We start from the raw sequence: 22,162 nt of genomic DNA, 5'->3' as shown, positions 1-22,162 counted from the left end.
TCTAACATTTAAAATTTAACGAGAAAATACAACGGGATTGCAGCAAAGCCAATAGCAACAATAATTGCGTACGCATAGCCAATAGCCTGCCATCTTTTCATCCAGTACTTATTGTTTAATCCCAATGTTTGAAAAGCCGACCAGAATCCATGCGAAAGATGGAATCCCAGAAGCAAACCTCCCAAAATATAAAAGAAGCAATAGGCCACACTTCCTTTAAATAAATCGGCAACAAGGGTATAAGTATCTTCCATTTCTTCACCCCCAATAACAATGGTACTCATGGTGTGGGGATCAAACTTAATTACCCAGAAAAAGTTGATAATGTGAATAATAAGGAAAACCATAACCAAAGCACCCAAAACGAGCATATTACGTGACGCCCAACTACTGGCTCCGCTCATGTTCTTTTTGTCATACTTTACAGGTCGTGCTTTCCAGTTTTGAAACTCCAGATAAAATGACCATAAAATGTGGATTAAAAAACCTAATCCTAAAAGGGGCTCCATTATTTTAATGGCCGGGTTTGTTGCCATAAAATTTGCACCCAAATTAAAAAGCTCACCGCTGTCATCAAAGATCAGCAATAGATTCAAGGTCAAGTGAACTGCGATAAAAGCAACCAGGAAAAGCCCGGTGATACTCATCAGGAACTTCCGTCCAATTGACGCCGCTAAAAACTTACTCATAGATTTTCTATTTAATTTTGGTTTAATTCAAAAAAATTCAAACGGCACAAAAGTAGATGAACCGATTTTACCCCCAAAAAGAGAAGCTCTAAATTTAGCTAATTTATATCGTTTCTACGAAGAATTTAATCCATTATTAACTTTTGAATCTTGCTTAATAGAAATCCGGTATTCCGGACTTTACGTAACACCGATTATAAACCAGAACTTATAAAGCAGGAGAAGAGCTTAGCTTGACCTATTTCAGTTTTTTGAATGCTTTGTTCCATTCATGTATGGAAAACTCAGTGGTTAAAGCAATCAGCTCACCAGGCTGCGACAGATTTTCGATATACTTCAACTCCACAGAACCAAAGGTACACTGAACTGCAACTGATTTATCATTACTCAGATTAACAAACCCTTTTATTCTTAAAGCTTTGGGCGACCATTCATTTAAAAAGCTCAACAATGCCTGTTCCGACACCTTTTTGTTGCTTTTTATTACCATGGAAGAAATATCAGGCCGGGCAAGTGCTTTTTGATCTGAAAAATACAATTTGTCCGCAGCTGCCCCGCCTAACTGAAAATCGACATTGCAAAAACTGGCCTCTTTTATTTCAGCAAACGGATTAATACTCCTTATTTCCTTTTTTAATTCATCTGTCCCGTTTTTTATCAAATCGGTTTTGTTAATTACAACCACATCCGCCATTCTCAGCTGGTGGACTACCCGTTGTTTTTGCAATCCAACTTTTGAAAAATTTACGGCGTCGACAATACACCAGTTGGATGCCAAAAAAATTTTCTCCGATAAAGTACCGGAAGATACAACTTCGGCAACTGAGGTAGTATCCGAAAGTCCGGAAGATTCTATTATTACGGCTTCCGGTTGAACTTCATCGACAAATTTCTCCAGTGAACGAACAAAACTCCCCATTAAACAAACACAAAAAACCGAACCATTTTTTATTTCGAGAAGGTGAATGCTTTTTCCATCTTTTCTGAGGCCGGCTCCATCTATATTTGCGGGTGCAAATTCATTCTGGATAATTCCAATTTTAGTCTTATCAGAATATTTTTCGATAATCTGTTTCAGAAGAGTAGTTTTCCCACTCCCCAAAAAACCGGAAATAATGTGAAACGGAATATTTTGCATATTGCCAACAAAAATATTCAAATATATTTTTCGAAAAAACAGAAAAAGCAGTTAACAAAACAAAACCCATTTCAGAATATAATTTATATTAAATATAAACTCGCAGAAGGAAATCTTTTATTACATTTACAACGTATTACAATCAATCTTTAACCTAAAAAATTTCAGAAATGAAAAAATTTATCCTCAAAAGTGCGAGTATAATTTTGGCTATTTCGCTGCTTTCTGCACAAAACTACAGCATCTACGCCAGAGATATAACTACCGCAACTCCGGAACTCGATGAGTCGGTTTTCAATTATGATGAAGCTGAACTTAACGATGCTTTAAGTGAATTAAATGAGTTGGATACTTATCTCGAAAGCAATACAGATGCTACTTTCGAGTCGCTTTCGGAACAAGAGAGCGACCTTGTTGCAAATATCGAAAGTACTGCTTCTCCAATGGGAATGTCGGGTCAGGATTCAGAACCTCCTCTCGGAATCCCATCATTTTTATGGGGATGTGTATTTGGTATTCTCGGATTGCTGGTAGTTTATATTGCCACCGACAATGACAAAGAAGAAGCCAAAAAAGCCATGTGGGGATGTTTGGCAGGAACAGCAGTTTCCGTTGTTATTTACGTCATTGCATTTGCAGCGGTAGAGTCGTCAAATTAAAACGATTTCGTAACAATAAAGTCAAAAGGCTGTTTAATTTTTTAAGCAGCCTTTTTATCTGATTATGATTCGATATATAAACAGACTTTTGTTCCTGGCTTTTTTTATTGCAGGCCTGAACGCATCAGCTCAGGATTATTACAGAATGCATGCCGACTTCACCATCAAAATAAAAAGGGCAGAAGGTCAGGCAAACCTGACAAAAGGAACGATATATTACGATAAATATACCAAGGAACTGATTTATGACATTTCGTTTCCTTCAAAAGAAAAATGGGTAGTACAGGATTCCAGAATTTATAAAATCAAATCAGATAAAATTTATTTTACAGAAGAAATTCCATCTGTAAATGAATTTACAGTATTTCATCTTGCCCTGAATTCAAGCCTTGAATACTTTGGTTTAAAAGAAGCAAATTTTGCAGTTGACAAAGTGGAGAAAAAAGGTGATTTGGTAATTTCGTACTGGAAAATACCCATGCAAATTCAAAAAATGATTAGTAATATTGCCCTGGCTAAAAAAGGGAACCAACTTCACAGTGTAGTAATAATGGGCAAAAATAATCAGATAATTAACCGTCAGTTTTTTAAAGACTATATTAAAATTGATGGTTTTGAATTTCCTGGCACAATAATTCAGATTTTTTATGAAGAAAACCGGCAGGAGAATTACCAGGTTATGGAATTTAAAAACATTGTTTTAAACGACACTGAAAATGACTCGGAGTACCATTATGAACTGGAACATGAGTAAAGTAGGAAATATTCTGATACTGCTGCTGTTTGTCTTTCTGTTACTTGCAGGAAAATTAAACGCGCAAAATAACGACCCCTACGGTTTTAAAAATTTAGAGGGACTTTTTGAAGCGGGCGAACATGTGATACCTAAATATTCTTCAACCGGCGATAAACAAAAAAATGAACTGGAGTTTATTCTGGCAACCGGATTTAATACTTACAAAGCTTTTTTTTCATCGCAGGATAACCCCAGTTGTGTTTTCTACCCTTCATGCTCGGTATATTCTGTTGAAGCATTTCAGCAAAAAGGATTATTACTGGGGACGCTTTATACATTTGACCGGCTTTCCAGGTGCCATCGTTTAGTTAAAGCAAATGAGTATATTTATAACCCCGAGAAACAACGATTTTATGATCCGCTTAACTAAAACGACACTCCTTCTCTGCTTTATTCTTTTTTTTCATGTTGGAAATACGCAAAACCTTTTCAATACCGAAAATCTGAGAAAATTTGCCGCTTATCTGCAGGATACACGCCAATACGATTTGGCGGCCAGCGAATATGAGCGAATTTTGAGTATAACACCTGAGGATGTAACTGTTTATCCTGAACTTTTAACCGCTTACCGCCTCGGGAACAATTGTCAGAATTCGTTTCAAACACTTGAAACATTAAAAGTCAACCGTTTTTTTGGGAATTCTCAGGTTGCCTCAGAATATTTAAAACTGACATTAACATGTAACTGCTGTTACGAACAACCTTTGTTCGCGGAAGCTCTTTCGTCGCTCAATGCAACTGACAGAGCTTTCTATCAATTGGGGCATTATATCTTTTCCGAAAAAAAAGACGCTCTGATTTCTTTTACTGCCAGCAATGCCGATATTTTAAACAACAATTTTCCTGATATTTTTTCGAATGCACTTGATATTCAAATGATGAAGGAGAAAAGCCCGTTTGTGGCAGCTTCAATGTCGGCAATAATTCCCGGAAGCGGGAAAGCCTATTCCGGATACTGGGGAGATGCAGTAATGTCTTTGCTTTTTGTATCCACAAACGCATGGCTTTCCTACCAGGGATTTAAAAAGAAAGGAGTTAAAAGTGCAACAGGATGGATTTTTGGATCAATTTCTTTTGGTTTTTATTCAGGCAATATCTGGGGTTCGGCAAAAGCCGCTAAAAACCATAACAAAGCAGCATACAACAAACTTTACAATGAAGCTAAAAATAATTATTATAAGCGTTTTTAGTTTGTTTGTGTATTCGTTTTCAGTGGCGCAAACCATTGATGAAACGTATGACTTTGCAAACCAACAGTTCAGGCTTGGAAATTACCAAAAGGCGCTGGTTGAATTTCAGCGTGTAGCTTTTTTTGATTCACAAGACAAGTATAACGATGTTTATCAAAAAATTGGAGATTCATTCTTTGCTTTGAATGATTACAATATGGCGGCACAAAACTATAGTGTGGCCATAAGAATAGCGCAAACTGACAGTTTACAAATCGAGCTGATTTTCAAAAAAGCAAATTGTTTTTTTAGACAAAAGAATTTTCTGCTTGCACTAAACGAGCTATTTGTGATTTCAGAACCGGAATCGGCTTACCTCAAAAACAAATATCATCTGTACCTCGCTACCAGCTATTTCGGAATTGGCGATTATAACAGCGCCCTTAATTACTTCGGAGAACTCTTCCCGCGGCAGATGAACGAGGAACTTGCGGAAATTTTTGAGGATTTTGAGAACTACAACCAACGTTTCAGACCGGACAAAATTAAAACGATGAGCATGCTGTTGCCCGGGCTGGGACAATTTTACACCGGGAATATTTTAAAAGGATTAAACTCTTTTGTTCTTATTGGAGGAATTGCTGTTGCTACCGTTTTTATTTGGCAGGCCTATGGTTTTCTCAACGCTTTTTTGTCAACAAGTTCGTGGTATTACCGTTATTATACCGGCGGATATAAACACGCCAAAGATCTTGCGGTGCATAAATTGGAACACAACAGAGAAGCGGTTTATCAGTCTGTTCTTCAACTTGTGGAAGAAAATATCGATAAAATGAAATGAGAATACTCCTTTTAGTAAACCTGTTTTTTTTAACTACCTTTTCAAAACCGGTTTTTTCTTCAGAGAACGACAGTATTGTTACAAATGTATTTATACATATTTACAATGAGCAATATACAGAAGCCCACGCTGCAATTTCAGCAAACAGAGCCAAACTGGAAAATTTTTATGCCGATGTGTTAACCATTGATTTGCTTTGGTGGGAATTTGTACAGACAAAACAAAACAATGAAAAACAAAAAATATTTTTATCATTTCTTGAAAAATTTGACAGCACCTATCTAAACGATGCAGAATTAAAACAGAGGCAGCTTATTAAAAATTCTTATCAGATTCGGTATGAATTTAAGCGGTTTAATATCATCGGTGCAATAAATACAAGGGCAACAATAAAAAAATTGCTCGGCGAAATTACCTCTGAAAATCCGGATTATCCTGAAAACCGAATGAAATTGCTCAGTCTCTACAGCTCCCTTTTCCAGTATTTCGATAATCTGATAAACCCTCTTTTTAGTAAAAACAGAAGAGAAATCCGGGCAGAGGCTCTTGTTGAAGTTGAAGGTTTTACCCGGGAGAATGATATTATTGTAAAAACGCTCTCGTTGTATTTCCTCGGGAGAATATATCTAAATATCGAAAAGGACGATGAAAAAGGTATACGTTATTTTACTGAATTATCAGAGTATTATCCCAAAAATGAATTATTTAAAGAGGTTTTGAAAAAATATAAATAAATATCTCTTCCCAACTTGACATAAAAGTTGGCAAAAAAAGTATCATTTCCCATCGACAATTTCCCTCACCTTTTGAATATGCTCCGGTGTTGTGCCGCAACAACCTCCAATCATATTTGCTCCGGCAGAAATAATTTTGGGAATAAGCATGGCCATTTCCTCCGGGCTTTCAGGAAAAACTGTTTCTCCGTCTTTATATACAGGCATTCCTGCGTTTGCATGGACCAAAACCGGAATATCTTTATTGATTTGACGAATTTCTTCAACAATCCCAATCATATTGGCGATTCCATTTCCACAGTTTGCACCTATCAACTCAGCACCGGCGTCAATAATAGTGGTTACCATATCAGTTGGTGATACGCCCATCATCGAACGAAACGTACCATCCACCGTTTTTTCAAACGTCATTGTACAAAACACTTCCAATTTGGTGTTTTCTTTTGCAGCCCGAATGGCTAATCGCGCTTCATCCAAATCGGTCATAGTTTCAATCATAATTGCATCGGCGCCGCCCGCTTCCAATCCTTTGGCCTGTTCTTTAAAAGCATCGTACAACTCTTCTTCGGTAACGTCTCCCATCATCAGAATTTTACCCGTGGGGCCAACCGAACCCAATACAAACTTATCTCCGGCAGCTTTTCTGCTAATTTCTGCTGCTGCCTTGTTTAGTTCAAAAACTTTATCACCCAGACCATATTTTTCAAGTTTAAAACGAGTTCCACCAAAACTGTTGGTTTCAATCAAATCAGAACCGGCATCAATATAACTCTGCGCAATTTCCAGCACTTTCTCAGGATGTTTACTATTCCACTCTTCAGGACATTCACCAGGCTGCAATCCCTTTTGCTGAAGAAAAGTTCCCCAGGCACCGTCGGAGACTAGTATTTTGCCTCTCTTTATCAGTTCTACTATTTTCCCCATTTTTTTAATTCGGTTAAGCAACAAGTGAATTTAAATATTCCACCAGCCCCTGAGGATCAGGAGAGTAGGCGTCAGCGCCTATTCTTTGCCTGAAATCATCATTTACCGGTGCACCGCCAATTGCAATTTTTGCATCCGGCATAGCTTCTTTTATCGATTTTGTAATTCGTTCCATATTAACCATTGTTGTTGTCAGTAACGCAGAAAGGCCAATAATTGCATTTTCATTTTTCCGAAGGGCTTCAACAAATTTATCAGCAGACACGTCCGTTCCTAAATCCACAACCTTCCAACCGTTTCCTTCTACCATCATCGAAACCAGGTTTTTCCCAATGTCGTGCAAATCTCCTTCAACAGTACCAATAATTAGGGTTCCTTTTTGTTTTACTTCGCCGGAAAGAAAGTAAGGCTTTAAATGTACCAAAGCAGTGCTCATTGCTTTTGCCGACATAAGAACCTGGGGAACAAACACTTTATTCTCTCTGAATTTGACACCAACTTTTTCCATCCCAGGCATCAATCCCTCTGAAAGTATTCTTTGGGCAGAAATACCAGAATCCAATGCTTGTCTGGTTAGTTCATCGGTTCCATCCATATCTTTCATTTGAGGCGGATAAGGTGCAGCTTTATTAATTTTCCCAAATTCTATACAATCTGAAATTTTGGTTAGTAGATCACTCATATTTTGGTCTTTTAGGTTATTTAACAAAAATACCATTAAATATTTGCAGACAAAATAGTTATATTTCAATTTTTACAAACCGTTTTAGAAAAATTCACATCATATAAAAGTTTAGTCCAAAATAGACGTGCCGGTTTGTAATCCACAAGTTAAATTCTAACTTTAAAGCTGAAAATCCTAAACTAAATTAAATGTCAACACCGTTTCTGATTTTTATTGTTATTTCAGCAGTTGCGCTTTTACTTTTAATGGTTTTAAAATTAAAAATCAGCGCATTTATTTCTTTATTAATAACAGCCATTTATGTAGGAATTGTGGCAGGAATGCCGCTTAACGGGATAACACAGGCTATTCAGGATGGAATGGCAGGAACACTTGGTTTTGTTGCAACAGTGGTGGGGCTGGGAGCTATTTTTGGGCAAATGCTGGAAAGTTCAGGGGGAGCCGAATCGCTGGCGCATTACCTGGTGAAAAAATTTGGGACAGACAAAGCCTCATGGGCAATGGTAATCACAGGTTTTATTGTGGCCATCCCAGTGTTTCTCGATGTTGGATTTATTATATTGGTGCCCATTATTTATGCACTTTCCCGCGACACAAAAAAATCGCTGTTGTATTATGGAATTCCGCTGCTTGCAGGGCTGGCCGTAACCCACAGTTTTATTCCTCCCACGCCCGGCCCGGTTGCTGTAGCCGATATTATTAATGTTCAATTGGGGTGGGTCATTTTACTGGGTGTTATTTTGGGATTTCCAACTGCTGTAATTGCAGGCCCCATTTGGGGAAAATTTATTTCAAAAAAAATCTACATCGAACCTCCTTCGGAAATTGATATTCAGCAGAAAAAAGATTACGATGAAAATAACCTGCCTTCATTTCGTTTGATCGCCATAATTATAGCAGTTCCTTTATTTTTAATTTTAGTTAATACATTTACCGGTTTAGCTGTAAGTAAAGAAATTGTTGAAAAATCAATCTGGACAGATATTCTTGAATTTGTGGGACACCCGTTCTCAGCGTTAATTATCGCAACTTTAATAGCCACTTACTTTTTATGTATCCGCCGCGGATTAGAGAAACAAAAAATTCTTGACCTTAGTACAAAGGCACTTGGACCGGCCGGAATTATCATTTTAATTACTGGTGCAGGTGGTGTACTAAAACAAATTTTGGTAGATAGCGGTATTGGGAAAATCATGGCAGAATCGATGGCCGGTTCAGCCCTTCCTCCAATTTTGCTTGCATGGCTGCTGGCTGCTGTGGTAAGGGTAACTCAAGGTTCGGCAACCGTTGCCATGATTACTGCTGCCGGAATAATTGCTCCGGTTTTAGGAGAATTTGGGTTGAGCGACCCTGAAAGAGCGCTTGTGGTTTTGGCTATCGCTTCCGGGGCAACACTTCTTTCACATGTTAACGACAGTGGTTTCTGGCTGGTTGGGAAATATTTTGGGATGAATGAAAAACAAACCCTGCAATCGTGGACAGTTATGGAGTCGATAATTGCAATTTGCGGATTGGTATTTACACTGTTAGCCAGCCTTTTCTTTTAATTTTAACCTATGAATTTTGAGTTTAAATATTTTAGTGAATTATCACTGGAAGAATTATACGAAATACTACAACTCAGAGCCGAAATTTTTGTTGTTGAACAGGATTGTGTTTACAACGATTTGGATGGTTTGGACAAAAATGCTGTCCACCAATTTCTCCGGGAAGATGGAAAAATTGTTGCCTATTCGAGGTTACTAAAACCCGGAACACGTTTTTCTGAGTATTCCATTGGAAGAGTAATCGTCAAAAAATCGGAAAGGGGCAAGGGAATTGGTTGTCGTATGATGAAGGATGCAATGTCATTCATTTTAAATAACTGGAATGCCACTAAAATAAAAATCAGTGCACAAAAGTATCTGCAAAATTTTTATGAAAGCCTGGGATTTATAATTGTTACAGAAGAATACCTTGAAGATGGAATACCTCATTATGGAATGATATACCAAAAGAAAAACCGAAAGAATTCCTAAGCCCACAAGAGCTGAGCGGATTGATTCAACTGAAAAGTCTTTTTGTGACATTTGGGGCAAACGGCCATTTGCAGGCGATGAATATTTGTGCGTCGTAAACGTGCCTTGCAGGAGTTACACCTGAATTCACTCTTATGAAGCAACTCCGTATCTTTTAAAATCTTTACTTCAACTTTATCCGATAATGTTTTACATCTTGGACAAATATATACCTCAAACCCAGCCTTAATAAAAAGATGACTGTACTTTTTTGCAAGCTCTTTAATTAGTCGGTGTGTCTTATAGTGAAAGTACCTGGTCTTTTGTTTTAAATATTCACTTGCAGGCTGAGAATGAATTAAAAACCCGTGACCGCGATTGAACTCTTCTTCATAGCCACAAAAAGTACAACGATATGCATGTGTGTGACCCATTTTAAATTAAATTATGGAATAATATACGGATTTTTAACCTGACTACTAGCACCTTAAAGAAAGAATAAATTCACATCTTATCAACCAAATTGAAGCGTGGTTGTTTATGATGTACAGAATGTGTATAAAAAAAATTCAAACAAATATTAAAATTAATTAGAATGAAAACACTGGTTTTTACGTTTGTCCTGTTTTTAGGATTTACAGCACAAATTTTCTCAAAAGATCTTCATGTGGGAGATAAAGCGCCGGATTTTACAGCAACATCAGTCGACGGCACAAAGTGGAACCTGGGTGATCACCTTGGGAACAAAAATATTGTAGTTTATTTTTACCCGGCTGCCATGACAGGAGGATGTACCAAACAGGCATGTGCTTACCGCGACTTTAGCAGCGACTTAGAATCTGCCGACGCTTTGGTTGTTGGAATTAGCGGAGATAATGTAGAAGGATTAAAAATATTCAGAGATTCTTATGATTTAAATTTCCCGTTACTTTCTGATATGTCAGGTGAAATTGCAGGTAAATTTGGAGTACCAACAAGAGACGGAGGCACCATAGAACGTGAAATCGATGGAAAAACCGTTGAACTCACCCGAGGAGCAACAGCAAGCCGTTGGACATTTATCATTGACAAAGAAGGAAAAGTAATTTATAAAAATGAAGATGTTGATGCAAGCGGAGATCCGAAAGATGTGCTTACTTTTTTAAAAAATAATTCTTAGGTTTGTCGCTGATTGAAAACCAAGAATTAAAAAAATGAAAAAATTAGCCTTATTAATCCCTGTAACGCTGATATTTTGTCTTTTTTTATCTCCTTTTTCAGGTAGTGCAAAAGAAGATAAACCCGGAGCCCAACAGGAAAGGCTGGCTGTTTATATCGAAATAAAACTGGACAATGGCGAAACTGTCGGATTTTTTGGAGAAGGAACAACGGTTCAGACCTCAAGCTCTGTCTTTCTGAAAACATACAAAATTAAGCTCCCCGGGGAAGCTATGGAGCAAATTGATTTTGGATATTTTGCCAACAAAATTATAGGAGCTGTGGTAACACTCAGCAACGAAGAAAAAATAGTTGGTGTCGGTTTTCTGAACAAAGCCGGATATCTCAATTTTACCGTTCATAAAAATGGTTCGGGAGGCTACTTCCCAAAAGGTTGGTTTTAATCATCCAACTCATTTTCAAGTAAATTACCCGGAATTTCTTTTGTAGTTTTTGCACCCAGCTTCTTAATGTTCTCGGCACGGCGAACCAGGTTTCCTGCACCGGTATGAAGTTTATTCATTGCCAGTTCATATGTTTTTCTGGTGGTTTCAAGGTTTTTACCCATATTTTCCATATCGCCTATAAAACCAACAAATTTATCGTACAAAGCACCTCCCTGCCTTGCTATTTCCAGAGCATTCCGGTTTTGATTTTCCTGTTGCCAGATGGAAGCAATTGTGCGCAGGGTTGCAAGCAGAGTTGACGGACTTACAATTACCACCTTCAAATCCCAGGCAAAAGAAAACAGTTCCTGATCTTCCTGAACAGCAACACTAAACGAGGCTTCAATGGGAATAAAGAGCAATACAAAATCAGGTGAGTTCAGATTTTTTGCAGTTTGATAATGCTTTTCGCTTAGTCCCTTTATATGTGTTTTTATACTCAATAGATGTTCCTTAATAAACTTTTGCCTTTCGTCTTCGGCAGTAGCATTTACTGCCCGTTCATAAGCTACCAAAGAAACTTTTGAGTCGACAATAATGTGCTTATTATCAGGAAGATTAATTATAATATCAGGCTGAATACGTTTTCCATCCTCTGACGTATCACTAAATTGTTTCTGATACCCCTGTTCGCCTTCATTTAAGCCCGAACGCTCAAGAATACGTTCCAAAACCACTTCTCCCCAGTTTCCCTGTTTTTTTACATCGCCTTTTAATGCTTTGGTCAGATTACTTGCTTCCTCGCTGATTTTTGTATTTAATTCATGTAATTTTTTTAGCTCTGCCCGCAAATCGGTCTGGTCTTTTAACCCTTTCTGATAAGTGTCTTCCACTTTCTTTTCAAAAAGCAGAATTTTTTCCTTTAGGGGATTTAATACCTCACCGATATTTTTTTGATTGGCTAACGTAAATTTTTCACTGTTCTTTTCCAGAATTTTATTGGCAATATTTTCAAATTCAGTTGTAAATTTTTTCTGAATTTCCTCAAGCTCAGCTTTTTGTTCCTGCAGTTTTTTCTCCTGATTCAAAAACTGAACTTTGGCATTCTCAAGCCTTACGTTTAGCTGTGTATTTTCCTCCCTGGTTTTTACCAAATCTGCTTTCCACTCTTCTGTTTCTGCTTTTAACGATTGATATCGTTCTTCCCAAACCAAACTTTGTTTTTCAGCAGCTACCTTTTGTTCATCCGTTAATTTTTCCCGATTCTGAAATTCAAGTTGAATCTGCGATTGTTTTTTCTGATTCTTCCAGTTTAGATACAAAAAAGCGATAACCAATCCCAGCGCTACTCCTGAAAACAAATAGACAAATTCCATTTAGATTTTAATTTAAGGCATAAAAAAACTGGTACAATTTAACTAAAACGTACCAGTTATAAGATATTTTTGCAGACAGAAAAGTTTACCACTTATAAACAATGGAATTTATATTCATTCCGGCTCCAACAGAACAAATAATACAGTGATCGCCCGGGTTTATTTCCTGTCCTTCCATTTTTCCTTTTAAAACCAAATCAATTACTGTTGGCACTGTAGCCGTTGAAGAGTTCCCCAGTTTACGGATGCTCATCGGCATAATTCCCTCAGGTATATGCTTTTCACGATACAGTTTGAAAACGCCATTCAAAATCGCTTCATCCATTTTTTCATTGGCTTGATGGATAAATACTTTTTTGATATCACTTAAATCCAGTCCGGCATTTTCGATACTTTCCCGAACTACTCCCGGGACATTGTTGATGGCGTAAATGTATAACTTATGCCCGGCCATTTTTATAAACAATTCATTTCCTTCAAAGTCAGGATTGCTTGAGGGACCTAGCGTGAGCAGGTTTGCATAACTCACCGAATCAGAACGACTTGAATGAGATAAAATACCTGTTGGTTCTTCACTTTCTACCGCCTCAACAATGGTTGCACCGGCACCGTCTGCATAAATCATTGAATCGCGGTCGTGAGGATCAGAAATACGAGAAAGCACATCAGCGCCCACAACAACTCCACGCTTCATAAAACCACTTTTAATGTATGCATCTGCAATTATCATTCCCTGCGTCCAGCCCGGGCAACCTGAAACGACGTCGTGCGCCATACACGAAGGATTTTTAATGTGAAGTTTCATCTTCACTTTGTTTGCCAGAGCCGGCAAAACATCAGTTCTGATATTTCCTTCAAGAATATCGCCAAAATTATGTGCTACAATTATAAAATCAAGACTTTCCTCATTTATCTCAGCCGATTTGCAGGCATCCTTTATAGCCAAAGCTGCAACATCTGAAGTCACTTGGTCTTCCGCAACATAACGTCTTTCTTCAATATTGGTAATTTCTTTAAATTTTTGAATGATTTCTTCATTCGGTTTTTCAAGTAATTTCTTTGATGAAAGATCGTAAAATTTGTTATTTAAAAAATGACTGTTTTTTATTATTCTGGGAGGAAGATAACTTCCTGTGCCAATAATTCTGGTATAAATTTCTTTTGTCATAATATCCTTCTTCAACTTTGCTTTAAGCAAGTTCCTTGTATTTCTTTAATTCAAAAGTTTCGCCATCAAAAACCCCGTAGGAATAATTATTAATCCAATCGCCCAATAATATAAACCGGGTGTTGCTGTCCATTTTTACATTCACCAGTTGATGACGATGTCCAAAGATAAAATAATCTGTGGACTCCTTCTGTAAAAATCTTTCCGCGAATTTATACATTTCGTCATTCTTAACCTTAAATTCTTCTTCCAAACCCATTTTTGCAAGCCTGCTCGATTTCGACCATTTATGTGCAAGTAAAAGAGCAAAATTGGGATGTATCCTGGAAAATAACCACTGCAGGGTTTTATTTGTAAATATTTTCTTCAGAATATAATAACCTCTGTCTGTGGCGTCTAGCCCATCTCCATGTGCGAGATAAAATTTCTTTCCGTTGATTTGTGCTATAAATTCGTTTCTGTGTAAAATTACCCCCGTTTCTTCGGGCAGATAATCAAAAACCCAAACATCGTGGTTTCCGGTAAAAAAATGTACCGGGATTCCCCGATCTGTCAAATCAGCTATCCGTCCCAGAACTCTTGTAAAACCGCGAGGAACAACCTTACTGTATTCATACCAGAAGTCAAAAATATCGCCAAGGAGGTAAAGCTCTGAAACATCCTCCTTGATTTCATCAAGCCACCGGACAAAGATCATTTCGCGTTCCCGGTTATTTTTCAGAGCCGGCGCACCCAAATGGACATCGGACACAAAATATATTTTCTTTTTTCCCGGCAATCTTTTTGATTTTATGTTGAAACCCGTTGTTTGAACAGGTTGTCGGTTTGCATTAATTTAAAATTTTTGAAAGTGCCCTGTCCAAGCCCGGACCTTTTAAATTTTGTGCGATTACAACCCCATCTTTATCGAGTAAATAATTGTAAGGAACAGTTTGAATGTTATAGGTTTGCACAGCTTGTGCACATCCTTTCATATCTCCTACGTTTATCCAGCCCAAATTATCCTGATCGATGGCATCCACCCATTCAATCCGGTTGTTATCCAGACTTACCTGGTAAATTTCGAATCCTTTATTTTTATATTTCTGGTATGCCTCAACCAGGGCGGGATTTAAGACACGTGAAGCCCGATCTTCAGCCGCCCAGAAATGCAACAATACAAGTTTCCCCTGAAGCGAAGAAAGTGCAATTTCTTTTCCATTCGGATCCGGCAAAATGATTTCAGGGCTGTTTTGTCCGTTTTCCTGGATAAAACGCTGCATTTTCCGGTTTTCCTCATTTTTAAGAATTTGCAGCGTATTGGCATAAAGCGCTTTTACATGCCCCGAGTTTGGATAAATAGAATTTAAGGCGGAGGCTGCCACACGCATGGTTTGTAAATCGTTGATTACAAAACTCTGCCTGTTGTCAAATGTTTGATATAAAGCCAAAACACTGGCCATTGAAAATGGGTTATCCATTACAAACTTCGTTGAATAATCAACTTGTTCCTGAACAACCTGACTATATTCTTCATCCCACTGTGCCTTAAGGTTTTCATAATCCGGGTTTCCAACATACATATCGTTTAACGAGCGCAATGAATCAAGTTTTTCAATCGTGCGGTTTAAATGCGTAGCTAAATCTTTAACTAACTTTGAACCGGAAGATCCCTCAACATTATATTCGTATGAGAAATTGGCAAAATCTGCTTCAACATTAATCTGTTCAGCGGAATCAATCAAAAGAGTAATGTGTTTTCCCACATCAAATTTTAATAAATAGTAAGTTGGTAAACTGGTTTCTCCTTTGAACTTAAATTCCCCGTTGCTTCCAATTTTCATCGAATCCACCGGTTTTGTACCAGATACCAGCAGTTCTTCCAGGTAAATTGTTCTATCTTCAGCATGTGTAATCTTCCCGCTAACAACAAATTCATTGCTCTTTTTACAAGCGTTAAAAACCAATGCTACTAAAACAATAATTACTAAAAATCTGAAAATCTTCATACTGTACAAATTAAAGCCCGTAAAATTAACATTTTCCGGTATACCTAAAATAACATTTGCAGAAAATAACATATTTTAAACAATTCCATTTTAATTCCTTTTTTTTATTCCATTTTTGCAGTCTTTTCAGGAAAAAAGTTTATGTTCGTCAGTATTCAATCTAAAAGCAGGTGAAAACATACGAGGAGCTATCAAAATTTAATGCTAAAAACCCGGTGGTTACCATCGGAACATTCGATGGTGTACACCTTGGTCACCGTATTGTAATTGATCGATTAAAAGCCTATGCTAAAAAGTATGGTGGCGAAACAGTAATCTTTACATTTTATCCTCATCCGCGACTGGTTACAAAACCCGACGAAACAAACTTAAGATTGCTAACTACCCTCGAAGAAAAAAAACAACTTTTTGCCAGCCTGGGGATTGATCATCTGATTGTATATCCCTTTACAAAGGAATTCTCAGAACTCACCTATACTGAGTTTGTTAAGCATATTCTGGTAGATAAAATCAAAACCCATTGTTTGGTTGTTGGTTACGATCACAAATTTGGAAAAGACAGGCAGGGTGGTTTTGAGTACCTTAAAGAATGCGCCTTAAAATACAATTTTGAGATTGAAAAGCTGGAACCGTTGTTATTGAATGATATTCATATCAGTTCAACCAAAATAAGAGAAGCCTTACAAGAAGGAGATGTAAAAACTGCAAATAAATACCTGGGCTACGAATTTACTTTACATGGCACCGTAGTGGAAGGCAAACGACTGGGGCGGCAAATAGGTTTTCCTACAGCAAACATTGAGTCTTCTGATATTCACAAACTTATCCCCGGTTACGGTGTTTACGCGGTAAAAATATTTTTGGAAGGTATTGAACACTCTGGAATGTTGAATATTGGTACTCGTCCTACCTTTAACCAGAACGCCGACAACAGAAGTATTGAAGTAAATATTTTTGACTTTGAAAAGGATATTTACAAAAAAGAAGCCACTCTTACTTTTGTCGATAAAATCAGGGAAGAAAAAAAATTCCCGGGAGTAGAAGCGCTGGTCGAACAACTCAAAAAAGATAAAATCACCGCCTTAAAAATACTTTCTGCAAAATCCTAATTTTTAATCAGTTCACATGAAACCGGCAAGTGATCTGAAAGTCTGAAATCATAAGTCTTAAAATTAAACGACTGAAATCCAGTGCTGTAAAAAATATTATCAATTCGAAAAGAAGGTAGTTTTCCCACATATGTCCTGCCAATTCCTTTTCCTGAAACAACAAATGCATCTTTTAGTTTTCCCCGTAATTTTTGGTATGAAAACGAAGCCGGTGTATCGTTAAAATCACCGCAAACCAATACATGATAAGGAGATGCATCAATGTGTTTTCGTATTTCGCGAACCTGAGCTGCCCGCAACTGAAATGCTGTTTTAAACTTTAAGCCGATTTCACGCATTTCGCGTATATTTTCTTCTTCTGTAAAATCAGGAGAATCGATTACAGTATATCGGTTTGGATCGATTTGGTACGACTGCAAATGAACATTAAAAATTCTGACCGTATCTTCACCAATCAAAACATCAGTGTAAATACTCATATTCGTTGTATTTTCAAACCGGATTTCACCCATGTTTATTATCGGGAAGCGGGTCATGGTAACCGAACCGTAAGTTGTGCTCGACCGTGCAAACTGGTAATGATTTATCGTTCCCAGTTTTGCTACCGTATTTGGCAAATTAAATATGCTGTTTTTTCGCAAACGGGCTTCCTGCAGGCAAATGATATCGGCGTCTTGTTCTTTCAAAAAATCCACAATTTTATTTGCCGTTTTTTTCTGGCTGCCCCCTTCACCATTGAAGTATTGCACATTGTAAGACAAAACTTTAATATCTCCTTTTTCAATGGTTTTCCCTTTTAGTTGAATATAGCGGGAAACAAAGCCCCAGCCAATGAAAATGGCGACCAATGAAACAAGCATGTTTCTGGGCTTTATCAACAACCAAAGAACAATAAAGAAAATATTTGCTGTAAGAATAAAAGGATAGGCTAAACCAAAAAATGACGGAATCCACCACTTATCGGGTGGAATATAGATAGATAAATACGATACCAACAAACAAACTACAGCTAAAATATTTAGCCCTGTTAATATATACCTGAGTGTCTTCTTCACTTCTCCTAACTGTCTTCGCTTTGAATGCAAGATAGGAAAATCCTGCCATTTTCAGAAAGATTGTTTATTCAGTTATTAACAAATGACAAAAAGAAAAGCATACAAGGACAGCTTTTACCTCTGACAACAAAGCATTCGCTCTTTCCCGCGAATATCTTTTTTTATCTCAACATTTCTGAATCCCTGTGCGGATAACAATTCAGCCATTTCCATCCCCAAATTTTCATTAATCTCAAAAAAAAGAAAACCATCTTTTCTTAAGTTTTCCCAGGAAAACTCTCCTATTCTTCTGTAAAAAACAAGCGGATCAGAATCGGATACAAAAAGTGCCAGTTCAGGTTCGTAATCCAAAACATTGGCTTGCATTGTCTCTTTTTCCATTGTTCTGACATAAGGCGGGTTGCTGACAATAACATCATACTGTTCCCACCTTTGCCCTTCCCAGTTTAAAATATCACCATTCAAAAGTTGGATATCAAGCCGGTTTGTTTTTGCATTCTCCTTTGCGTTTTCCAATGCTGTTTCAGAAATATCAATTGCTGTAAGAACTGCTGCGGGCAGTTCCTTTTTCAAAGCCAGTGCAATACATCCGCTTCCGGTTCCTACATCCAGAATAACCGGCGACTTTAGCTGATTTGTTTGCAAAATCCATTGCACCAACTCTTCTGTTTCCGGGCGGGGAATCAAAACAGCGGTATTTACTTTTAACTGAAGTCCGTAAAATTCCGTTTCGCCCAAAATATATTGAATCGGTTCAAAAGTCTTTAATCGTTTTACAATTTCTTCCATCTTCTCTTTTTTTTCCTGGCTGAGAATTCTATCGCGACTAAGCAGCAATTGAGTGTAATTCAATTCACAAACCTGCTCAAAAATCAGACGGATAAAACTTCTGATTTCCTCCGCCGGGTACAAACCCTTTAATTCTTTTTCGATATATTGAATAAGCGACTGCATTATGTTATTTTTGACACGACAAAGTTAATTTTTCTCTTTGAATGAATGTGAACAAAAAATACATGCTCCGCGCCTTGGAGCTTGCCCAACTGGGAATCGGTGAAGTATCGCCAAATCCAATGGTGGGTTGTGTAATTGTTTGTGAGGGAAAAATCATTGGCGAAGGTTTTCATCAGAAATACGGTGATGCCCATGCAGAGGTAAATGCTATCCAAGCAGTAAAAGATGAGAAACTACTCCCCAAAAGCACACTTTATGTTACCCTTGAACCTTGTGCACATTTTGGATTAACGCCTCCTTGTTCCGATTTAATTGTCAGAAAGCGAATCCCCAGAGTGATTATTGGTACTGTTGATCCGTTTGCTGAAGTGGCCGGAAAGGGGATAGAAAAATTAAAAAAAGCCGGTGTTGAAGTGGAAGTTGGTGTTTTGGAAAAAGAATGCCGTGATATCAATAAACGTTTTTTTACATTTCACGAAAAGAAAAGACCTTTTGTAATTTTAAAATGGGCACAAACACAGGATGGTTTTATCGATATTGAGCGCAATGTTGAAAATTATGGCGAACCAACCTGGATTACCGGCAATCTGGCGCTTCGGCTCGTACATAAAATACGGGCTGAGGAAGGCGCTATTTTGGTTGGGAGAAAAACCGCTGAGAAAGATAATCCTTCCTTAACAGTGCGGCACTGGTATGGAAAAAATCCGTTGCGTGCTGTCGTTGACAACGAACTGAAACTTCCCAAAACACTAAATATTTTTGACCAATCAGAAAAGACAGTTGTATTTAATATTCTACAAGACAAAGAAGACAACAACCTGACTTACACAAAATTGAACGACACCCAGAACCTGATACAGGAAATTCTTTATCAACTGTACAAAAAGAATATTTTGTCGGTTATTGTGGAAGGCGGGCACCGGTTGCTACAAAGTTTTATTATCGAAAACTTATGGGACGAAGCTCATATTTTCACCGGGAACAAGTTTTTTTCAAAAGGTGTAAAAGCACCGCAAATTGATGGAAAACTGATGGCCGCAGAGCAGTTGGACAACGACTGGTTGTATATTTTAAAAAACAGGATTAAAACCTGACAACATTCGGACCATTGGGGATTATTCTGATTCTGAGTACATTTTCAACATATTGAAAATAATAAAACAGTTCGTGGTTGAGCTCAAAACCATAATCTTCATGCGGATCGTATCCTACAATCGATTCAAAGAATGAGCCTTTGCCGGGCGTCATGGCATTTATATTCCAGGCAGAAACATATTGTCTGTTCCACGATTCGTAATATTGTTGCGATCGGTATTGTGAAGGATTATCATGTAACTGGTACCAGGTTTCAAATTTGGTATCAAAGGTTTCCAGCTCGTATTCCAAACTGTCTTCTGCCATCTCTGCTTTTTCAACCTGTGGCACATGTGCAATCTTTTTTTGTGATGAGCAAGCCACAATAAAAGCTAAAATTCCTATTACAAAATATATCTTTTTCATTTTTTCCTCCTTTGTAATTTGCAATATTATTTAATACGAATTCCATACCAAAATTGTTTTTCATATTAATTTTGGTGAAATTTATTCTGTTAATTTTTTGAAAATTACACAATGATTGAGTGGAGTGAATTTTGGCGAATCTTTTCACTGGTTTTTCTTCTCACTGCGATTCCGGTTGCTATAATGATTGTTTGGGAAAAACGCTCGCCGTTTAAAACTGCAGCCTGGATTTTGGTTCTCATTTTGCTTCCCATCTTTGGTGTAGTTTTTTACCTGATTTTTGGGCAGGAGTACCGCAAACGAAAACTGTTTTCGCGGTCGGGAATAAAAAGCCTTGGGAAAATCAGGAGACTTTCAACGAAACAATTGCGCGAATTTGAACAGACCCATCTGCACCTCGATAAAAAAATCCGGGAGAAAGAAAAAATTATTCGCCTGCTTCTGAATAATTCAAGCGCACTGCTGACAACCGGAAACAAATTAAAAATATTAAATGGCGGAGAACAGACCTTTGATGCCATTTTTGAAGCGATACAAAGCGCCAGTCATCATATTCATTTGGAGTACTATATTCTTGCCGATGATAAAATCGGGCGGCGGCTGAAAAATTTACTGATTGCAAAAAGCAGACAGGGGGTAGAGGTTCGTATAATAATCGACGATGTTGGAAGCTGGGGGCTGGGAAATAAAAACATTGAAGAATTTAGAAAAAACGGAGTGGAAATTTATCCGTTTATGGAAGTTCATTTTCCGCGTCTCACCTCGCAGGTCAACTTCAGAAACCACCGGAAAATTGTTATAGTTGACGGGAAAATTGGTTTTACAGGGGGAATAAATGTGGCCGATCGATACATCGAGGGAATTAAAAAAATTGGTCCCTGGCGCGACACACACTTGCAACTGGAAGGTGACGCTGTGGCCTGTTTACAGGTTGTTTTTGCTGCCGACTGGTATTTTGTAATCAATGAAAATATAAACGGGCGAAAATATTTTCCTGCTTTTTCCGAAGCTCCCGGAACTGCTGTACAGATTTCGGCCAGTGGCCCCGACTCTGATTGGGAAAACATCGGCCAGGCATTTTTTGCGGCCATTACCAATGCCCGGAAGCGGGTTTATATTGTTACTCCTTATTTGATGCCACCACCCAATATTGTTTCCGCACTAAAGATGACTTCATTAAGTAATGTCGATGTTCGGATTATCATCCCTAAAAAATCGGATGCGATAATTCCACGCTGGTGTTCATTTTCTTATGTAGAAGAATTAATGGAGGCAGGAATCCGGATATTTTTTTACGAGGCCGGATTTATCCATAGCAAATACATTATTGTTGATGATGTTTTTTCAAGCGTGGGAACCACCAACCTCGATTTCCGAAGCCTGGAAACCAATTTTGAGGTAAATGCTTTTATTTACGATGAGGAGTTTACAGCAGAACTTGAAAAAACCTTTACTGTTGATTTAAAAAACAGCTATGAAATAACATTGGAAGAGTGGCAACAGCGCCCGTGGCATAAAAAATTCCGCGAATCGCTGGCACACATTTTTAGCCCGATGTTATAACACTAAAAAGATAAGAAAAGCACTTATGCCCCACTAGGCAAATTGCTCAACTTTCCGATTGAATTCAATTTTACACCCTGAACCGACGAATAGTTAAAGATACTGACAATCACACATATATATAACGTACTTCTGGTAGTTGTTTTGTATTGAAATCTATTTTTTTAATATGTGATTTTGAAATTTTCAATAGTTTTCTTCGGCAATATTGTCCGGTGTCCAAAACCGGACATT

General features: G+C 37.7%; 24 protein-coding genes. 13 read left to right on the top strand and 11 right to left on the bottom strand.

Annotated features, from left to right (window positions below):
• Positions 1-8: 8 nt before the first annotated feature.
• A complete protein-coding gene (locus tag GM418_RS15140) occupies positions 9-689 on the bottom strand; it encodes a succinate dehydrogenase cytochrome b subunit (protein ID WP_158867756.1) in 681 nt (226 codons plus the stop codon).
• A 238-nt stretch (positions 690-927) separates the two neighbouring features.
• Positions 928-1,848, bottom strand: a complete 921-nt coding sequence (locus tag GM418_RS15135; protein ID WP_158867754.1) for a CobW family GTP-binding protein — start codon at positions 1,846-1,848, stop codon at positions 928-930.
• Between the two features lie 149 nt (positions 1,849-1,997).
• Between GM418_RS15135 and GM418_RS15130 the strand changes: the two genes are divergently transcribed.
• The 6 genes from GM418_RS15130 (at position 1,998) to GM418_RS15105 (ending at position 6,026) form a co-directional block, all read left to right on the top strand.
• On the top strand, positions 1,998-2,486 hold the full coding sequence (locus GM418_RS15130) for a hypothetical protein (RefSeq protein WP_158867752.1): 489 nt from the start codon (positions 1,998-2,000) through the stop codon (positions 2,484-2,486).
• 64 nt (positions 2,487-2,550) lie between these two features.
• A complete protein-coding gene (locus tag GM418_RS15125) occupies positions 2,551-3,240 on the top strand; it encodes a hypothetical protein (RefSeq protein WP_158867750.1) in 690 nt (229 codons plus the stop codon).
• Positions 3,203-3,652, top strand: a complete 450-nt coding sequence (yidD, locus tag GM418_RS15120; RefSeq protein ID WP_158867748.1) for a membrane protein insertion efficiency factor YidD — start codon at positions 3,203-3,205, stop codon at positions 3,650-3,652. Before GM418_RS15125 ends, yidD begins: the two co-directional genes overlap by 38 nt.
• Entirely contained in the window at positions 3,636-4,472 is an 837-nt protein-coding gene (locus tag GM418_RS15115; RefSeq protein ID WP_158867745.1) for a hypothetical protein, read from the top strand. Before yidD ends, GM418_RS15115 begins: the two co-directional genes overlap by 17 nt.
• On the top strand, positions 4,438-5,292 hold the full coding sequence (locus GM418_RS15110) for a tetratricopeptide repeat protein (RefSeq protein ID WP_158867743.1): 855 nt from the start codon (positions 4,438-4,440) through the stop codon (positions 5,290-5,292). Before GM418_RS15115 ends, GM418_RS15110 begins: the two co-directional genes overlap by 35 nt.
• Positions 5,289-6,026 carry a hypothetical protein gene (locus tag GM418_RS15105; protein WP_158867741.1) on the top strand — a complete coding sequence of 246 codons (738 nt, stop codon included), beginning with the start codon at positions 5,289-5,291 and terminating at the stop codon, positions 6,024-6,026. Before GM418_RS15110 ends, GM418_RS15105 begins: the two co-directional genes overlap by 4 nt.
• A 42-nt stretch (positions 6,027-6,068) precedes the next feature.
• On the opposite strand, the gene GM418_RS15100 is transcribed toward GM418_RS15105, so the two are convergent.
• Positions 6,069-6,950, bottom strand: a complete 882-nt coding sequence (locus GM418_RS15100; RefSeq protein WP_158867739.1) for a homocysteine S-methyltransferase family protein — start codon at positions 6,948-6,950, stop codon at positions 6,069-6,071.
• Between the two features lie 13 nt (positions 6,951-6,963).
• Entirely contained in the window at positions 6,964-7,632 is a 669-nt protein-coding gene (locus GM418_RS15095; RefSeq protein WP_158867738.1) for a cobalamin B12-binding domain-containing protein, read from the bottom strand.
• A 191-nt stretch (positions 7,633-7,823) separates the two neighbouring features.
• Between GM418_RS15095 and GM418_RS15090 the strand changes: the two genes are divergently transcribed.
• The 4 genes from GM418_RS15090 to GM418_RS15075 all read left to right on the top strand — a co-directional run bounded on the left by GM418_RS15090 (position 7,824) and on the right by GM418_RS15075 (position 11,233).
• Positions 7,824-9,182: a GntP family permease gene (locus GM418_RS15090; RefSeq protein WP_158867736.1), complete on the top strand. Its 1,359-nt coding sequence runs from the start codon at positions 7,824-7,826 to the stop codon at positions 9,180-9,182.
• Positions 9,183-9,191: 9 nt separating this feature from the next.
• Positions 9,192-9,653: a GNAT family N-acetyltransferase gene (locus GM418_RS15085; RefSeq protein ID WP_158867734.1), complete on the top strand. Its 462-nt coding sequence runs from the start codon at positions 9,192-9,194 to the stop codon at positions 9,651-9,653.
• A 574-nt stretch (positions 9,654-10,227) separates the two neighbouring features.
• Positions 10,228-10,791, top strand: a complete 564-nt coding sequence (locus tag GM418_RS15080) for a peroxiredoxin (protein WP_158867732.1) — start codon at positions 10,228-10,230, stop codon at positions 10,789-10,791.
• A 34-nt stretch (positions 10,792-10,825) separates the two neighbouring features.
• Complete coding sequence (locus GM418_RS15075) at positions 10,826-11,233, top strand: hypothetical protein (protein ID WP_158867730.1); 408 nt, start codon at positions 10,826-10,828, stop codon at positions 11,231-11,233.
• On the opposite strand, the gene GM418_RS15070 is transcribed toward GM418_RS15075, so the two are convergent.
• The 4 genes from GM418_RS15070 to GM418_RS15055 form a co-directional block, all read right to left on the bottom strand.
• Entirely contained in the window at positions 11,230-12,591 is a 1,362-nt protein-coding gene (locus GM418_RS15070) for a DNA recombination protein RmuC (RefSeq protein WP_158867728.1), read from the bottom strand. The genes GM418_RS15075 and GM418_RS15070 overlap by 4 nt on opposite strands.
• An 85-nt stretch (positions 12,592-12,676) precedes the next feature.
• Positions 12,677-13,759: a 3-oxoacyl-ACP synthase III family protein gene (locus GM418_RS15065; protein WP_158867726.1), complete on the bottom strand. Its 1,083-nt coding sequence runs from the start codon at positions 13,757-13,759 to the stop codon at positions 12,677-12,679.
• 22 nt (positions 13,760-13,781) lie between these two features.
• Positions 13,782-14,537 carry a UDP-2,3-diacylglucosamine diphosphatase gene (locus tag GM418_RS15060; protein WP_158867724.1) on the bottom strand — a complete coding sequence of 252 codons (756 nt, stop codon included), beginning with the start codon at positions 14,535-14,537 and terminating at the stop codon, positions 13,782-13,784.
• Positions 14,538-14,589: 52 nt separating this feature from the next.
• The gene (locus GM418_RS15055) at positions 14,590-15,747 is read right to left on the bottom strand and encodes a TlpA disulfide reductase family protein (RefSeq protein ID WP_158867722.1); all 1,158 of its coding nucleotides are present in this window, start codon (positions 15,745-15,747) and stop codon (positions 14,590-14,592) included.
• A 170-nt stretch (positions 15,748-15,917) separates the two neighbouring features.
• Here GM418_RS15055 and GM418_RS15050 point away from each other — a divergent pair, with 170 nt between their 5' ends.
• On the top strand, positions 15,918-16,856 hold the full coding sequence (locus GM418_RS15050; protein ID WP_158867720.1) for a bifunctional riboflavin kinase/FAD synthetase: 939 nt from the start codon (positions 15,918-15,920) through the stop codon (positions 16,854-16,856).
• On the opposite strand, the gene GM418_RS15045 is transcribed toward GM418_RS15050, so the two are convergent.
• Together GM418_RS15045 and prmC are read right to left on the bottom strand one after the other, a co-directional pair.
• Positions 16,853-17,911: an endonuclease/exonuclease/phosphatase family protein gene (locus GM418_RS15045; protein WP_158867718.1), complete on the bottom strand. Its 1,059-nt coding sequence runs from the start codon at positions 17,909-17,911 to the stop codon at positions 16,853-16,855. The genes GM418_RS15050 and GM418_RS15045 overlap by 4 nt on opposite strands.
• A 114-nt stretch (positions 17,912-18,025) precedes the next feature.
• Positions 18,026-18,865 (bottom strand): peptide chain release factor N(5)-glutamine methyltransferase, encoded by an 840-nt coding sequence (gene prmC / locus GM418_RS15040; protein ID WP_158867716.1) that lies wholly within the window; start codon positions 18,863-18,865, stop codon positions 18,026-18,028.
• Between the two features lie 41 nt (positions 18,866-18,906).
• Here prmC and ribD point away from each other — a divergent pair, with 41 nt between their 5' ends.
• Positions 18,907-19,959, top strand: a complete 1,053-nt coding sequence (gene ribD / locus GM418_RS15035; protein ID WP_158867714.1) for a bifunctional diaminohydroxyphosphoribosylaminopyrimidine deaminase/5-amino-6-(5-phosphoribosylamino)uracil reductase RibD — start codon at positions 18,907-18,909, stop codon at positions 19,957-19,959.
• Here ribD and GM418_RS15030 read toward each other — a convergent pair.
• Positions 19,949-20,365 carry a DUF6146 family protein gene (locus GM418_RS15030; RefSeq protein WP_158867712.1) on the bottom strand — a complete coding sequence of 139 codons (417 nt, stop codon included), beginning with the start codon at positions 20,363-20,365 and terminating at the stop codon, positions 19,949-19,951. The two genes, ribD and GM418_RS15030, sit on opposite strands and share 11 nt — an antisense overlap.
• Positions 20,366-20,476: 111 nt before the next feature.
• Here GM418_RS15030 and cls point away from each other — a divergent pair, with 111 nt between their 5' ends.
• Positions 20,477-21,928: a cardiolipin synthase gene (cls, locus tag GM418_RS15025; protein WP_158867710.1), complete on the top strand. Its 1,452-nt coding sequence runs from the start codon at positions 20,477-20,479 to the stop codon at positions 21,926-21,928.
• Positions 21,929-22,162: the final 234 nt, after the last annotated feature.

Source organism: Maribellus comscasis (assembly GCF_009762775.1).
Lineage (GTDB): Bacteria > Bacteroidota > Bacteroidia > Bacteroidales > Prolixibacteraceae > Draconibacterium > Draconibacterium comscasis.
This window is presented reverse-complemented; position numbering and strand designations above follow the sequence as displayed.